Annotated in this window: 15 protein-coding genes; 11 read left to right on the forward strand and 4 right to left on the reverse strand. The window is 36.7% G+C overall.

All coding sequences use genetic code 11. The features are described 5' to 3' along the window. The first annotated feature begins 3 nt into the window (after positions 1–3). Positions 4–615 carry a response regulator gene (locus tag ODR02_RS00200; protein ID WP_105682677.1) on the forward strand — a complete coding sequence of 204 codons (612 nt, stop codon included), beginning with the start codon at positions 4–6 and terminating at the stop codon, positions 613–615. Between the two features lie 137 nt (positions 616–752). Here ODR02_RS00200 and ODR02_RS00205 read toward each other — a convergent pair whose 3' ends face one another. Further along, positions 753–1,598, reverse strand: a complete 846-nt coding sequence (locus tag ODR02_RS00205) for a hypothetical protein (protein ID WP_209784820.1) — start codon at positions 1,596–1,598, stop codon at positions 753–755. 271 nt (positions 1,599–1,869) lie between these two features. Between ODR02_RS00205 and ODR02_RS00210 the strand changes: the two genes are divergently transcribed. From ODR02_RS00210 to ODR02_RS00225, 4 genes are all read left to right on the forward strand, one after another. Next, positions 1,870–2,826 carry a helix-turn-helix domain-containing protein gene (locus tag ODR02_RS00210; RefSeq protein WP_309511253.1) on the forward strand — a complete coding sequence of 319 codons (957 nt, stop codon included), beginning with the start codon at positions 1,870–1,872 and terminating at the stop codon, positions 2,824–2,826. A 114-nt stretch (positions 2,827–2,940) separates the two neighbouring features. Continuing rightward, entirely contained in the window at positions 2,941–4,143 is a 1,203-nt protein-coding gene (locus ODR02_RS00215) for an MFS transporter (protein WP_209784822.1), read from the forward strand. 197 nt (positions 4,144–4,340) lie between these two features. Then, complete coding sequence (locus ODR02_RS00220) at positions 4,341–4,754, forward strand: hypothetical protein (RefSeq protein ID WP_209784823.1); 414 nt, start codon at positions 4,341–4,343, stop codon at positions 4,752–4,754. Positions 4,755–4,864: 110 nt separating this feature from the next. Then, on the forward strand, positions 4,865–5,026 hold the full coding sequence (locus ODR02_RS00225; RefSeq protein ID WP_331834607.1) for a hypothetical protein: 162 nt from the start codon (positions 4,865–4,867) through the stop codon (positions 5,024–5,026). Positions 5,027–5,098: 72 nt separating this feature from the next. On the opposite strand, the gene ODR02_RS00230 is transcribed toward ODR02_RS00225, so the two are convergent. Both ODR02_RS00230 and ODR02_RS00235 read right to left on the reverse strand, forming a co-directional pair. Beyond that, positions 5,099–6,739, reverse strand: coding sequence for a serine hydrolase domain-containing protein (locus tag ODR02_RS00230; RefSeq protein ID WP_309511254.1), 1,641 nt, complete (start codon positions 6,737–6,739; stop codon positions 5,099–5,101). Positions 6,740–6,858: 119 nt separating this feature from the next. Then, on the reverse strand, positions 6,859–7,899 hold the full coding sequence (locus ODR02_RS00235; protein WP_309511255.1) for a helix-turn-helix domain-containing protein: 1,041 nt from the start codon (positions 7,897–7,899) through the stop codon (positions 6,859–6,861). A gap of 207 nt (positions 7,900–8,106) precedes the next feature. Between ODR02_RS00235 and ODR02_RS00240 the strand changes: the two genes are divergently transcribed. The 4 genes from ODR02_RS00240 (at position 8,107) to ODR02_RS00255 (ending at position 10,858) form a co-directional block, all read left to right on the forward strand. After that, on the forward strand, positions 8,107–8,706 hold the full coding sequence (locus ODR02_RS00240) for a Crp/Fnr family transcriptional regulator (RefSeq protein ID WP_209784827.1): 600 nt from the start codon (positions 8,107–8,109) through the stop codon (positions 8,704–8,706). A 65-nt stretch (positions 8,707–8,771) separates the two neighbouring features. Continuing rightward, entirely contained in the window at positions 8,772–9,392 is a 621-nt protein-coding gene (locus ODR02_RS00245) for a hypothetical protein (RefSeq protein WP_309511256.1), read from the forward strand. 12 nt (positions 9,393–9,404) lie between these two features. Then, entirely contained in the window at positions 9,405–9,806 is a 402-nt protein-coding gene (locus ODR02_RS00250) for a DoxX family protein (RefSeq protein ID WP_309511257.1), read from the forward strand. A 140-nt stretch (positions 9,807–9,946) separates the two neighbouring features. Further along, complete coding sequence (locus ODR02_RS00255) at positions 9,947–10,858, forward strand: PhzF family isomerase (RefSeq protein WP_309511258.1); 912 nt, start codon at positions 9,947–9,949, stop codon at positions 10,856–10,858. A 175-nt stretch (positions 10,859–11,033) separates the two neighbouring features. Here the strand turns inward: ODR02_RS00255 and ODR02_RS00260 are convergent, their stop codons facing one another. Beyond that, the gene (locus ODR02_RS00260; protein WP_209784831.1) at positions 11,034–11,681 is read right to left on the reverse strand and encodes a DUF1062 domain-containing protein; all 648 of its coding nucleotides are present in this window, start codon (positions 11,679–11,681) and stop codon (positions 11,034–11,036) included. Between the two features lie 503 nt (positions 11,682–12,184). Between ODR02_RS00260 and ODR02_RS00265 the strand changes: the two genes are divergently transcribed. Both ODR02_RS00265 and ODR02_RS00270 read left to right on the forward strand, forming a co-directional pair. Then, positions 12,185–13,600: an aldehyde dehydrogenase family protein gene (locus ODR02_RS00265; protein ID WP_309511259.1), complete on the forward strand. Its 1,416-nt coding sequence runs from the start codon at positions 12,185–12,187 to the stop codon at positions 13,598–13,600. Positions 13,601–13,716: 116 nt separating this feature from the next. After that, on the forward strand, positions 13,717–14,514 hold the full coding sequence (locus ODR02_RS00270; RefSeq protein WP_309511260.1) for a helix-turn-helix domain-containing protein: 798 nt from the start codon (positions 13,717–13,719) through the stop codon (positions 14,512–14,514). The last annotated feature ends 75 nt before the right edge of the window (positions 14,515–14,589 follow it).

Consider the following 14,589-nt stretch of genomic DNA (forward strand, 5'->3'; position numbering starts at 1 on the left):
TCTATGAATGAAAGAATTTTAATCGCTGATGATCATTATGTAGTAAGGGCAGGCACCTCTTTGGTTCTTGAAACTGCTTATCCGGCCATCCGTATAGATTTTGCAGAAAATTATGACCAGGTGAAAAAGAAACTGGAAGGTCAACGGTATGATCTTCTTATTTTAGATATTGATATGCCAGGAACTCAGTATAAAAAAATGGTTCCGGAGCTTAAAAATATACAAAATGACCTTAAGATTCTCATATTCTCAGGATATGACAAGGATGTTGCCATCCAGTATATCAGAGAAGGTGCTGAAGGCTATCTGAATAAACAAAGCAGTGAAGAAGAAATTAAGAATGCTGTAAAAACGGTCATCGAAAAAGGATATTTCTACCCTGCAGAGCTGATTGGCCTTATTATTCAAAACAAGAGAAATAATCCGGTAGAAAAGCTATCATCGAGAGAATATGAAATTTTTAAACTTCTGGCAGACGGCAACGGTAATCTTGAAATTGCCAACAGGCTCAATATCCAGATGTCTACGGTGAGCACTTATAAAAAGAGAATTTTTCAAAAGCTTGATGTAACCAATATTGCAGAACTGATCAAGGCCTATGAAATGATGCATTAAGAAAATCGGGGCTGAAATTTCATACTATTCCAGCCCCAGAAAAAACACAAATCTCATTAGATTTTTTAAACAGCTAACCCATAGATTTTGTATATTTTTATATCATTATTGTATTTTTAGAATCATCAGGCGGCTAATTAATATAGTCTCTGTACAGAAAGAAACAGTTCCCTTGTGTTATCAGAAGTATTGGAATCTGTGGTGGTAGCATCACTGCTTCCTGTATTAGATTTGTTATCTACGCGGAATGCATAATATACTCTGTACCATCTTGGTTCCGGTTCCTGTATGGTAATATCAAATGTTACGGTCTCATTATGAGTCTGAGTAAGATAAACACCATCATCAAACTGTCGGTAAGCTCCCGGTGATAATTTAATATTTCCGTTGTCAGAATCACCGGTATGGGTAGACATTTCTGAGACCCAGATTTTCACATCTGAAGTCCCTGCATTATAAAGTCTCGGATTAAAAGTGGTAGCCGCTCCAGTTCCTGCTGAACTGCTGTTAAATTGGGCATCAAGTCTTAGGAAACCTCCCAAAACGGGTAAATCTGAAAGATAGGTACTGGCTAAAGTATTCGCTCCTGAAACTCCTGCAGGAATACTTCCGTGGTAATAAATTAAATCTCCTATGGTGATATCATCATCTTTCCCACCAAATGCAAACTTCCAGGTCGTTCCGTTAAACATATAATAACCGGCTTTATCTACTTTCGCCGTTTTTGCAGAAGGCATTGTGACCGCCTGAGTCACATATACCAATGCTCCCGTTTGTACCGTTGTGTAAACATCATCTTTCGCTTTCAGCTGATCCCCTGTTATTCTGGGAGCCATTACTCCATCAGGAACTGTTGCAACGTCCGGTTTTCCTTCTACATGCAATGTTACTTTAGGAGAGTCTGTATTGATCCCAACCTGGGAATATGCCGCTATTGAAAAACACATCATTATGCTGGCAAGAGGTAATTTTATTTTTTTCATTTTAGTATATTTGTTTAAAATTTTGTTGATTTATTTAAGAATTGAATAAATCATGCGGGGTCAATTGACATATCATCAATCAGCCTTTGTTGAGCTAGCTGGTGCAAAGTTATCCGCATTGATCAATCAACTTTATCAAGAATCAATGAAAAACCGGAAACGGCTCAATAAAACACAAACAACTAATAATCAAATGTTTAAATAAGTCATTTTCTGAAAACTGACTGAATAAAATGTATTGAATGGTTTAAAAAATTATCTCTAACCACAAATGACCACCGCAAAAGACATAAAAATTGAACAGTATAAAAGACAGCTGGTGTATTATTATAATATTCTGATGTCTGTTATTCTTGCCCTATTTGGTTTGATATTTACTTTTATCATTCCGGATAAAATAATGGCATGGTATCTTTTCGGAGGGCTTTTTTTATTGGATTATACTTATCTGATTGTTCGTAAAAACTATTCGGTGAATGTAATGGTGCATTCCTATATCATTATTGCCACACTCTATAATTTTTACATCATGCTGGCTTTCTGGAACAACTCTATAGCGAGTTTTGTCTGGCTTATTCCCATTCCACTGGCCGCCTATGTTTTCTTTCAGAGGAAGTATGTATATATTTACAGTTTATTTGCTTTACTGAATATTGTTGCAGGATACCTTATTTCCAAATCCTTCAGCTTTAACTTTCCCATACACAGGCCGGAAGATGTAAGGCTTACAGATACCATCCTGATGATCTCCAATGTAGCTGTGATTGCCCTCCTGCTCTATTTTAAGGATAAAATAAAGCGGGTTGAAATTTACCATGAGATTGAGGAGAAGGCTCAGAGTACAACAATACAGCCGGCTCCTATGGTAGAGAAAACACCTTTTGCAGATGAATTATTTGAGAAAATTGAACAGGTAATGAGAGAAAAACAGCTGTATAAAGATGTTAATTTTAATATTTCAAAGCTTTCAACGGAAATTGATATTAACAGCAGCTATATCTCCAAATCCATCCGTACAAAAGGATATCCCAACTTCAATAACTATCTGAATATGCACAGAATTGAGTGTGTAAAAAGACTGCTTAATGAAAATGATCTTGAGAAGGTAACCCTTATGTATATTTATACAGAGGCAGGATTCTCCAACCAGTCTACCTTCAACAGGGTATTCAAACAGATGGAAAGTATTACACCCTCTGAATACATCAGCAGTTTGCAGCTTCACTGATTTGTTTCACCAATCAATATCATTGAAATAATGATTTTTAAATTAGGAAAATAATCAGGAAATTTACAGAACTTAATTTTCTGTCAAACCACTGCATTTTAATTGCAAACCATAATGAATCCATCTGAAAAAGCTCTTCAGGGAAGCCAACGTCTCCGATACATCAAACTTTGTATATTCTTTTCCGGACTTTCGGTTTTTGCACAGCTTTATCTTTTCCAGCCGATGCTACCTATGGCTGCAGAACAGTTTGGGGTATCTGTAGGTGACACTTCCCTTTTGGTATCATCATCCACGATAGGTATGGCATTGGGATTACTGTTTTTTGCCTTTAAAGCCGACAGCTATTCAAGAAAAAGCCTGATGGTTTTTTCGTTGATTTCATCTGCCCTACTTACCATTATTTCGACCTGGATTCCAAGTTTAAGCCTCCTGATTGCTATCGGAGTTTTTAAAGGTTTTGTTGTTTCCGGCGTTTCTGCTGTTGCGCTAGCCTATCTTACAGAGGAAGTAAGCGCTCTGGCAGTCCCTGCAACCATCAGCATGTATCTCAGTGGAAACACTATTGGAGGAATGAGCGGAAGGATAATGGCGACTTTATTTGCCGGGGAATTCGGATGGCGTAATGCAGTATTGCTTATCGGAATAGAAAGTTTCATTCTGGCCGTTGTATTCTGGAAACTGTTTCCGGAATCAAGGTTTTTCAATCCACAGAAAACAGATTATCATCTTAAGATCAAACAGATGAAGTTTTTTCTTACCAATCCGTATATGCTTCGCTTATATTGTACTGCAGCATTACTAATGGGAGTTTTCGTAAGTGTTTATAACTATCTAACATTCAGATTAGAAGCCAAACCATTTTCATTAAGCCATTTTATTATCGCTTTTATCTTCCTGATGTATATTTTTGGAGTCTTTGGGACGATGATCGTAGGCCGCCTTTCTCAAAAGTTTCCGATGAACAGCATTCTTAAAGTTTCTATCCTGTCTATGCTCACCGGAGCAGCATTATTATTATCAGAAAATATTTATATTCTTATTTTCGGACTTGGACTTTTTACCCTCTCTTTTTTCGCAGCCCATACAATGGCCAGCCAGATGACTGCTTTGTATGCCAAACGTGGAAAATCTTCAGCCACTTCTATTTACTGGTTGTTTTATTATTTTGGTTCAAGTATTCTGGGAAGTGGTACCGGCTATCTTCTTCATGCTTATTCCTGGAATGTTTTCATTGGAGTCCTTATCATCTCCGTTATTATTGCTCTTCTTTTGGTTACTTTTAATACGTCACCCAAAGCAAGAGTAAAAAACTAGTACCACATATATACCACATTACATATTTCATGATGGCGTGACAAACCCTTTACGGACGTACTATTTTAACATATCATTAATTTTTTATAGTAAAAATTTAACCTAATATTTCCTAAAACAAGGCTTGACAATACAATGCCGGGCATACTATTTGCTTTTTATCTGAGACCATATCATCAACTAAAAACCAAAATATTATGAACGTAGCAGATCTAAAAATCAAGAACTTAGTAGAGTACAAAAATCAGATTTATACGATTACTGAGATCTTTCAGAATGTTGAGCAGGCTTATTTTGTTAAAATTGAAAATGATATTCAAAGTATTTCAGTTCCGGCAGCCTCCATCAAACCTATTAAGATAACAGAAGAATGGCTTGAAAAACTAGGATTTTCAAGAACTTACAGTTCGGAGCAGAGCATCCGATATGAAAGACCGGAATCCTTTATAAAATATGACATTGATCTGAGCTCCAGAAAAATACTGGAAGGACTAAAGATATACGGGAATGCCATAAAGTGCAGGTACATCCATGAGTTTCAGAATATTTTCTCAAGCTTATTCGGAAAAGAAACTGCTTTACATTATGGTTATTTGAAAACAGAATCGTAGTTAAAATAGTTCTTAGTTGAGAAGACCACAATTTATCCCGTAAATTGTGGTCTTCTTTTTAGCATAAAACAAACAAAACCCTCATCTTTTTCATGTAAAATAAATTTCTATTGGCCGTATTTATGGGTTTCAAGAAAGCAACCGCCATGATTTCCGGTAAACCTGAGATGGTAAAAATGTTTGGAAAATGGGGAACATTTCAGATCTACTTCAAATTCCACAAAAATGCAGAAGGTCAATTTGACAAGCTGGATATCGGACAGGACAGATAAATTCTTTTATACAAAAAAAGTATCATTATGGATATCATACAGTTAAAACCCGGAATAACACTTTTGAAAAGACTATTTTATTCTTTTAAATTCAATATCAGAGAGGCTTCCTCCCGATAAAAGAAATCCCTTAATATCATTATTCTTATCATATTTAAAATCAAGCTTTCCGAAGAATGATTTGTAAGAATAAAGTTGTGAGGAACTTGAAAAGTACAATAAGATATCTGGATTCAAAGGATGTCTGGCAACCAGTTTATCATTTTCTACCACTAATTGATATATCGTGTTGAATTCTTCATTCCTGTAGAATCCGGTGTACTTACGAAGATCCATTGTATTCTCATTCAGAGGCTTTAATACTACTTTTTTGCATACAAATGTAAAATCTCCAATATTGAAAATTAACTTCTCCGGATGAAATGTGAAACTTCCTGTCGGAATAAAAGGGATATTAAACTTATCATCTCCTGCTATTTGTAAGGGAGTTTTATTATTATCCCAATAAAGGTTTTTACCGTCTGTTTTTATCTCCAGATAATTTCCCGGATTTATTTCATAAGTTCCTTCAAATGATTTTAACTCAGCCGCTGTATAAGATATTTTCTTTGGAAGATCCGGAAAAACCTGCTGGTCTTTAAGAAATACATCTACTAATGCATAGGCAATCACCAGTCCGTCAAAAACACTCTTATTTCCTGTGAGTACAACAGATAGATGATAGGCAGGAACATGCAGGATATAAGACCTGTAACTGGCAGTTCCTCCTCCATGAAAGACAATATCCAATCCTTTATACTTTCCGGTTTGCAATCCCAGCCCGTATTGTATTTTCTCACCGGTATTCAATATTGTACTCTGCTGCATCTTATTGTAGATTTCACGGCTTCCCACCAAAGGTTTCTGAAAATTAACAGCCCATATACACAGATCATTCAAAGTAGTAAAAATATTGGACGAGCCATTTTCCATCTGCCCGAGAGGAGTTTTGACAAAACCGGAATGGGTTACCTGATAGGATTCCGCTCTGTTGGGAGTGATTTTTACCGGATCATTCACCGCCATTGAGTGATTCATTTGCAAAGGTTTGAAAATATATTCCTGAAGTATTTGTGTAAAATCTTTCTTATAAACCCTGTGGAGGATTTCTGCAAGCAACATAAAACCGGTATTGTTGTACCTGTACTGATCGCCTGGTTTAAAATTGATATTTTTAATGGCTAAAACTGTTTTTACAGCATCTTCGTTAGTTACCCGGACTTCATTTCCGAATCCCTGCAAGTCTTTAATACTTGTAAAATCTGGCAATCCATGGGTATGATTGGCAAGCTGTCTCAGGGTAATTTTATAGGGAAGATTCTTCAGCTCCGGAAGATAAGTCCGGATATCATCTTCCAATGATAATCGGCCTTCTTTTTCAGCCAAAAGTGTAATAAAAGCTGTAAACTGCTTTGAAACAGAAGCAATATCAAAAGCGGTAGAGTCTGACACCGGAATTCTATCTTCGAGATTTGCCAGTCCATATGTTTTTTTATAGAGTACTTTTCCGTCTTTGATAATGCCTACAGCCATTCCGGGTTCATTGGATTTGGCATAAGTATTTAGTAAGGAATCTGCTTTTCGGATTTTGTCCTGCTGAGTGAATTGTCCGAAATAAAATCCGGTGCTCAGGATGGTAAAAATAAATAACGTCAATCTGATTTGTGGTTTCATCTGTTTTACATTTTAATGATGAAGCAAATCTGAAACTTTACGATGATGTAAATATCCGACTACCGGAAATCGGACTCTTTTTATCTGAAAAATCAGTCCGACTTTAATTCGGACTCTATTTAAACAACTGATTTCCTGTAATCTGTAGGAGTAACACCTGTTTCTTTTTTGAAAGCCGTATAAAATGAAGATTTGGAATTGAACCCCACCTCATACAATACTTCAAGCACCGTAAGCTGGGGCTGATCCTTAAGAAGATCTTTAGCTTTATTAATTCTGAACTCATTAATAAAATCAAAAAAATGTCTGCCCGTATGCTGATTAATTAATATTGACAAATGCTTTTCCGGCATCCCCATCTGTACTGCCAATTTCTGTAAGGTAAGCTTATCATCCAGATAAGGATGTTCTACTTCCATAAAGGTCAGGAGATTTTTCAGCTGCTCCGGTTCTTCTTTTTGAGATTCTTCAATCTCCTGCACCGGAGTCAGATCCTTGTTAATCCCAGCCAGAAGATTGGGACGGTATAAAGCATTCAATACAAACCAGCTGATCACAAATAATACAAATAACGAATTCAGAGTATATAAATATAAAAATGCAGTTTCATTATCTTTCAGAAACTCTCTTATCAATACAAATGTGTTTCCGATCAAAAAGAGAATTGTGGTCTGCAGCAGCCATCTATAGGTAAGCTGATGATTACTGGAATAGTTTTCCTGATATAGCTTTTTAAAGGTTCTCAACACCAAAAATACAGCAATGATATAGAAATAATACTGAACAGTAGAAACAAGATCAAAGGCCTGATCATTCTGCCCGGAAATACCTGTTATGCTAAACCATCCCATGAAAAACAAAAATGGCAATGCATGCAGAAGATGCTTTTTGCGGAGGGTAAAATTATAATAACAGGCGGCATTTACATACAGATAATATAGCGGCATCTGCAAAAGAACACTTGCCAATTTGAAGTCTTTAATTATTTTATGATCAGATGGAGGCAGGAAAAAACCGGAAAGATCAATGACAGAAATCAACAGAAAGGCAGCGAATAAATAATGGGGTAATTTTCTTTCAGATTTTGCAGTCAGCAGAAAAGCGCTTAACAGCAGAAACAGGAAAAAAATAATCTTACCCAAATCGTTGATAAATGACATATTCTCTATTTTCATGATATTCACAAATCTACAAATAATAGTTTCTTGTTGAGTATTTTAGCTTTCAATGAGATTTCTTTTTTCAATACTCATCATTCTTTTCAACTGAGGTTCAGCTTTTGTTATTCCTGAAATTTTTAATATTTGTGTAAATTTGTACGGTAGGCAATACCTTAGATTCATTACGGTACGCTACAATATTTTATAATGGATACCGATACAATACTGTTACAGCTGATAGAACACTTTAAGGAAATAGTCTCTTTAGAAGATAAAGATATAGACTGTGTCACGTCCAAATTAGAGATTATATCGCTCAAAAAGAAAGACTTTCTGCTTCGTGAAGGACAGGTTTCCAGACACATGAGATTTATTGCCCAGGGAAGCCTGTACGCTTATCATATTGATGAAAAGGGAAAAGAAAACACCACTCAGCTGGGTATTGAAAACTGGTGGGTGAATGATCTTTACAGCTATTTGAGTGAACTGCCGTCAAGAATGTTTATTCAGGCTAATGAAGATACTATCATTGTACAGATCAGTAAAAGCAATTTGGAATTATTATACAAAGAAGTTCCGGCCATTTCCGAATTCTGGCGGCTGAAAATGCAGTCTGCCTATGTTACTTTGCAAGAGAGAACTTTTGAACACTCACGGGTAGATGCCTATACCAAATACCGAACATTTGTTACTGCTTACCGCAATATCGAACAGCGTTTCCCTCAATACATGATTGCTTCATACCTTGGAATCACTGTAGAATACCTGAGCTATCTGAGAAAAAAGCACCTCTCTGACGTTTCTTAAGATTTCTTAAGTTTATTCCGTTCCAGCCCGAATAATTTTGCTCACAGAATTTTAATGAGTGAAATATGAAGGCAAAAATTATCGCAGTAACAGCTCTTGCATCAGTCTCCCTGAGTCTGAATGCCCAGAAATTATCCTATACTCCCGATCTTGTTTTAGGGCATCGCTCCTATACCTATATGCACAATATCAACTATCAATTCAATGATCGGTTGAAACTGAATAATCTTACTTTATTTGATACAGAATATACCAAAGACAAAGAAAATATATTCTTCATCAGAAATACGCTGGCTTATAGCTTTACCAAAAGACTGAGTGCCAACGCTGCATTCGGAATGAAAAACCCTGGAGCATTTTTCAGTGCTTACCTGCAATACAAGATTATCCAGTCTGATTATTCTCTCTCCTACTCTATAGGAACTACTTATCAGAAAGGATTTTCATTGGAACAGTCCATCTCATTTGAATATACTCCGTATCTGTCAGAAAATATCAAGGGATATTTCAGTGTACTGGCTATTGGAAACCTGGATGACAGTGGGTATCCCAGAGGGCTGCAGTTTATCCGGCTGGGAGTAAAACAAGACAAGATGATGTATGGGCTGGCCTCCAATTTTGACCAGTTTAACAATGGAAAAAAGACCCTGGAAAATATCGGGGCATTTGTAAAATATAACTTTTAAAAATTATAAGAAATGAAACAGAACATTGATTTAGGAATGCTTATCACCAGAATAGCTATTGGATTTCCCATGTCAGTTTATGGAATCAGTAAGCTGGTACATGGCGTTGGGTTTATTGAAGATATGATGACAATGCACGGTCTACCATCATTCTTTGCTTATGGGGTTTTTGCAGGAGAAATTATAGCTCCTATCCTATTGATTATTGGATTCCGGGCGCGTCTGGCAGGATTGATCTTTGCAGCCAATTGCTTCACCGCTACTATTCTTGCCCAAACAGCTAATATTTTCAAACTTAATGAATTTGGAGGCTGGGCTTTGGAACTGCTGGTAATCTATATGCTGGTAAGTCTCAGTTTTTTCTTTACCGGTGCCGGAAAATATGCCGTTTCTACCCAAAATAAATGGGATTAAATACTTAGAAACTTTATAATTTACTATTGATATAAATCAGAATCTCAGGATTCTGGTTTATTTTTTACCAAATGACAATAAAAACAGGCATTAGACACCGGTTTCATTCCGTATTTTTACAGTAACCTTAATCGTTAGTCATGAAAGAAGTAATCGTGTATCAAATTGATTCCTTTACCAAAGAAAAATTCAAAGGAAACCCTGCCGGAGTTGTATTAAATGCAGAAAATATGACCTCTGAAGAAATGCAGCTTGTTGCCAGAGAGCTGAACAACTCTGAAACCGCATTTGTTTATAAATCAGATTCTCAAGAGGAAAACTTTGATTATAACGTCCGCTATTTCACTCCTACCACAGAAGTTCCTTCCTGTGGACATGCTACTATTGCCGCGCTCTACGCAAAAGCTCAGGAAGACCAATTGGATTCATGCACCCTTACAATCAAAACACAAATCGGAATATTGCCGATTCATATTGAAAGAAAAAACAACGATTACCTCATCACAATGACCCAGGGAAGCTTTGAACTGAGTCCTGCTTTCGATGTTTCAACCACACAAAAAATTGTTCAGGCTTTGGGATTGACTATCGATGATCTTGATGAAAAATGCCCTGTACAGATTGCTTCCACAGGCCATTCAAAAGTAATGATTGGTATTAAAAGTAATAGGGTTTTAAACCAACTGGCTCCTGATCTTGCGGCTTTGGCAAAGCTTAGCAAAGAAATCGGCTGTAACGGATACTTTGTATTTACTTTCGACACCCACGAAAAAGATATTTTAACCAATGGCAGAATGTTTGCCCCAGCCATTGGTATTGCCGAAGATCCGGTTACCGGAAATGCTAACGGTCCTTTGGGAGGCTATCTTATTCAAAACAAAATCAAAGAAACTGCTGACGGTATTTTTGAATTCACAGGAAAACAGGGTGAAGCGATCAACAGGATGGGTAAAGTAGAGGTAAAAGTTCAGGTAAAAAACAATCAACCAGAGAGGATCAGTATCACCGGAAATGCAGTCGGTGTTTTCAGAACTACTATGAATCTGTATTAATACTTATATTTAGATAAAAATACAGATAAAGCCATTCATCATTTTGAAGAAGCAATCCGAATGACAAAATCTAAAGCAGAAAAACAAACTTTGCGGAAACAACTTAATCTTTTAATACCATAAAACTTCAATATAGAAAACGTCCCGATCAATGACCGGGACGCTTTTCTTTTTATTATTTATCTTCTACGGCATTGAGAAATAATTCCTCCTTTCCGACAAGATAAATATTGATTAATTCTTGCCTGTCGATCTTAATAGTATCCCCGTTTTTACATTTATATTTCTTTTGCAGAGGCTTTCCATTAAAATAAACCTTATCCGAATCAAGTAATAAATTCAGTTTAGAAGATGAAATGCCTAAACACGTCCGGATCACCGTTGAAATTCTCAGATTAAAATCAAAAGGACACTGCATTTGAAACGAAATCATCTCATCGTCCATATTTATCAGGTTCTCTACCGAAAGCTTATCATATACCATTTCATATTCTACACTTTCCCAGTCGGCTTCCACATTATTTTTTCGCTTGAGTTCCTGTGAAAAAGCATATTCCCAGGCAATTTCTGTATTATTTTCTGAAAATTTATTGAATATTTCTTTACTGATTGATTCTGTTCTGATTCTTGAAAATACAGTCATGTTATAGGTGTTGTTGCATTTTACACATCGGTAAATTAACCATATATCAATATTCTTTTTCTGAGCATTCAGCCTGAATTTATCGCTGCAATGAAATCTTTCGCTGTTACAATGGTTGCATTTCTTTTTTAGTAAGGGAGTATTTTTCGCTTTTACCTCCCATATATATTGTGTACTCATTACTTATAATTGCGCTTATTATTCTTTGTTGGATTTTTCCCTATTATTCACGCATTACAAGGATGTTACATGCATCCGGCTTTTAACTTAAAGAGTATTTCTCAAGGTATCGTTTGCCGTATATTTTGGTTCCTGATCAATAGTAATTGTCAAAACCAAAATAACAGATACAGCTACCCTTTGCGGGCAATGCAGTGAATAATATGATGAAATGAAAACCAGTTCGGGTAGAGAATTACCCAAACGAAAGAACGATCAGCCTGTGGTTACGAAGACTGATACTAAGCGATAATAAGTTTAAGAGTTGTTCTCAAAACGGGTTATTTACTTGGTTATGATAAAAGTAGTCAATTTTATCGAAGGACAGGGCATTGTGACATTTAAATTCAAAAAATAAAAATTCACAGGTTATAAAGTGAACCATACAACAAACAAAATTTGAACTATACAACAAACTCAGCCTTTTCATTTCTGCCGAACTTTGTGGTATTAAAATCATCAAAATGATACAGATAAATAAAATTTACATCAACGGCGAATTTGTTACGCCAAAAGGAACAGAAACTTTTGATCTTATAAATCCTTCTACCAATCAAAAAACCGGAGAGGTAGTTTTGGGAAATGAAGAAGACACCAGAATGGCCATCGCCGTAGCAAAAAAAGCCTTTGCTACATTTTCAAAAACAACGAAAGAAGAACGTATCTGTTTTCTTAAAAAACTGCATGAAGCAGTAAGCAAACGTGAAGATGAGCTTGTATCCGTCATGGTGAATGAATACGGAGGAACATTACAATTCTGCAGAATGAGTCTTCAGAATGCCATATCAGCTTTTACCAGCACTATTACCACTCTGGAATCTTATGACTTTGAAAAAACAGTCGGAAATTCTAAAGTCCGTTTTGAATCTTTGGGTGTTGTAGGAATCATTACTCCATGGAATGCCAGCAACAGCTTCATCTGTAATAAACTGGCTACCGCCATTGCTGCCGGATGTACAGCCGTTATCAAACCTAGTGAAATGAGTGCTGTGCAAACCCAGGTTCTTACTGAATGTTTTCATGAAGCAGGGCTACCAGAGGGCGTATTCAATATTGTAAACGGATTAGGAAATGTAGTGGGAAATGAAATCACCCAGCATCCGGATATTGCTAAAATATCTTTCACCGGATCCACCCTTACAGGAAAAGCAATTGCCAAAGGAGCGGTTGATACCATGAAAAGAGTCACCTTAGAACTCGGCGGAAAGTCTCCTAATATTATCCTTGAAGATGCTGATTTTGATAAAGCAATTCCTATGGCTGTTTTCGGGGCGTATATGAACAATGGGCAGGCATGTATTGCTCCTACCCGATTGCTTGTTCCAAAAAATAAGCTGGATGAAGTGAATGAACTTGCTAAAAAAGCGGTACAACAGGTAAAAGTAGGAAATCCCAATGAAGAAGATACTCTTGTAGGGCCAATGGTAAGCGCTAAACAATTTGACAGAGTACAAAGTTATATCCGCCTTGGACAGGAAGAAGGTGCTACTCTTCTCGCTGGTGGTGAAGGGAAACCGGAAGGTCTTGAAAACGGTAATTTCGTAAAGGCAACCATCTTTACCAATGTTCGTAATGATATGCGTATTGCACAGGAGGAAATTTTCGGACCTGTCCTATCCATTATTCCTTACACTAATGAAGAAGAAGCCATTGCTATTGCCAATGATACCACTTATGGCCTGGCAGCTTACATCAGTTCTGCCGACAAAGAGCATGCGGAGCGTGTGGCAGCACAGATTGATGCCGGAAGAATCTGTATTAACGGGTTTGCCCATGATCCTTATGCCCCTTTCGGAGGCTTTAAACAGAGCGGTATCGGACGTGAGTATGGTGTATTTGGGCTGGAAGCCTATTTAGAACCTAAAGCCATCCTTTCCTAATGGTATTTTCTTCACAGCAGAATGTTCTCAGGATCGTTTTGCTGTGAAGATTCTATGATCCTAAAAAAGTTTTGTAAGTTTGAAGAAGAATCCATCCAGAAATATCCGCGTGAGCTATGAGCGAAAATACTATTCCTTTACCCATCAATTATTCCTGTCATTTTTCAGAATTCAGGGAAGGTGAACAGTTTTCACGGATTCACAGTCTGGGACTTGTTCTTTCCGGAGAAATGGAGCTGAATGACGGGATTACAAAGACGATATTTAAAGAAGGAGAACTCTACTCTGCAAGGAAAAACCGTTTATTAAAATTTGCAAAATATCCACCTAAAGACGGTGAAATAAGAACTGTAACCATTTATTTTGACGAAGCCATCTTACGTGATTTCAGCCGTGAATACGGATATCAGGCAGAGAAAAAAGATAATATCCCGGCCTTCATAAAACCGGATCAAAAGGCATTAACAGCCTTTATGTATTCTCTGCTCGCTTATGAGAATCTTCCTTCTTCCACAGAGCTTCTGCGTCTCAAACAAAAGGAAGCTTTACTTCTCATGCTTAATCATGATCCCGGCCTTAAGGATATTTTATTCGATTTTTCTGAACCTTATAAAATAGATATCGAAGCTTTTATGAATAAAAATTTTCATTTCAATGTCAATGTAGAGCGTTTTGCTTATTTAACGGGAAGAAGCCTGTCTGCATTTAAAAGAGATTTTCAAAAGATTTTTGGAATTCCTCCAAGACAATGGCTGCAGCTTCGAAGACTGAAAGAAGCTCATTTTTTGCTTACCCAAAAAGGCAGATCAGTTTCTGACATCTATCTGGATCTGGGGTTTGAAAATTTATCCCATTTCTCTTTTGCATTTAAAAAACAGTTTGGCTATCCACCCAGTACATTACAGGCCAAATAACTTAGATCTCTTTTAAAATATAACCGGATGCAAAAATAGAATATAAAAATGAATGGATTCGTATCTCTCACTCCC

The organism is Chryseobacterium sp. CFS2 (assembly GCF_036543225.1).
In the GTDB taxonomy this organism is placed as follows: domain Bacteria; phylum Bacteroidota; class Bacteroidia; order Flavobacteriales; family Weeksellaceae; genus Chryseobacterium; species Chryseobacterium culicis_A.

What these genes read in the sequence shown, in the direction of transcription:
- ODR02_RS00215 (WP_209784822.1), top strand. Translation starts at nt 2,941, where the DNA reads ATGAATCCATCTGAAAAAGCTCTTCAGGGAAGCCAACGTCTCCGATAC.
- ODR02_RS00245 (WP_309511256.1), top strand. Translation starts at nt 8,772, where the DNA reads ATGAAGGCAAAAATTATCGCAGTAACAGCTCTTGCATCAGTCTCCCTG.
- ODR02_RS00200 (WP_105682677.1), top strand. Translation starts at nt 4, where the DNA reads ATGAATGAAAGAATTTTAATCGCTGATGATCATTATGTAGTAAGGGCA.
- ODR02_RS00240 (WP_209784827.1), top strand. Translation starts at nt 8,107, where the DNA reads ATGGATACCGATACAATACTGTTACAGCTGATAGAACACTTTAAGGAA.
- ODR02_RS00210 (WP_309511253.1), top strand. Translation starts at nt 1,870, where the DNA reads ATGACCACCGCAAAAGACATAAAAATTGAACAGTATAAAAGACAGCTG.
- ODR02_RS00235 (WP_309511255.1), bottom strand. Translation starts at nt 7,899, where the DNA reads ATGTCATTTATCAACGATTTGGGTAAGATTATTTTTTTCCTGTTTCTG.
- ODR02_RS00250 (WP_309511257.1), top strand. Translation starts at nt 9,405, where the DNA reads ATGAAACAGAACATTGATTTAGGAATGCTTATCACCAGAATAGCTATT.
- ODR02_RS00230 (WP_309511254.1), bottom strand. Translation starts at nt 6,739, where the DNA reads ATGAAACCACAAATCAGATTGACGTTATTTATTTTTACCATCCTGAGC.
- ODR02_RS00220 (WP_209784823.1), top strand. Translation starts at nt 4,341, where the DNA reads ATGAACGTAGCAGATCTAAAAATCAAGAACTTAGTAGAGTACAAAAAT.
- ODR02_RS00265 (WP_309511259.1), top strand. Translation starts at nt 12,185, where the DNA reads ATGATACAGATAAATAAAATTTACATCAACGGCGAATTTGTTACGCCA.
- ODR02_RS00260 (WP_209784831.1), bottom strand. Translation starts at nt 11,681, where the DNA reads ATGAGTACACAATATATATGGGAGGTAAAAGCGAAAAATACTCCCTTA.
- ODR02_RS00255 (WP_309511258.1), top strand. Translation starts at nt 9,947, where the DNA reads ATGAAAGAAGTAATCGTGTATCAAATTGATTCCTTTACCAAAGAAAAA.
- ODR02_RS00205 (WP_209784820.1), bottom strand. Translation starts at nt 1,598, where the DNA reads ATGAAAAAAATAAAATTACCTCTTGCCAGCATAATGATGTGTTTTTCA.
- ODR02_RS00270 (WP_309511260.1), top strand. Translation starts at nt 13,717, where the DNA reads ATGAGCGAAAATACTATTCCTTTACCCATCAATTATTCCTGTCATTTT.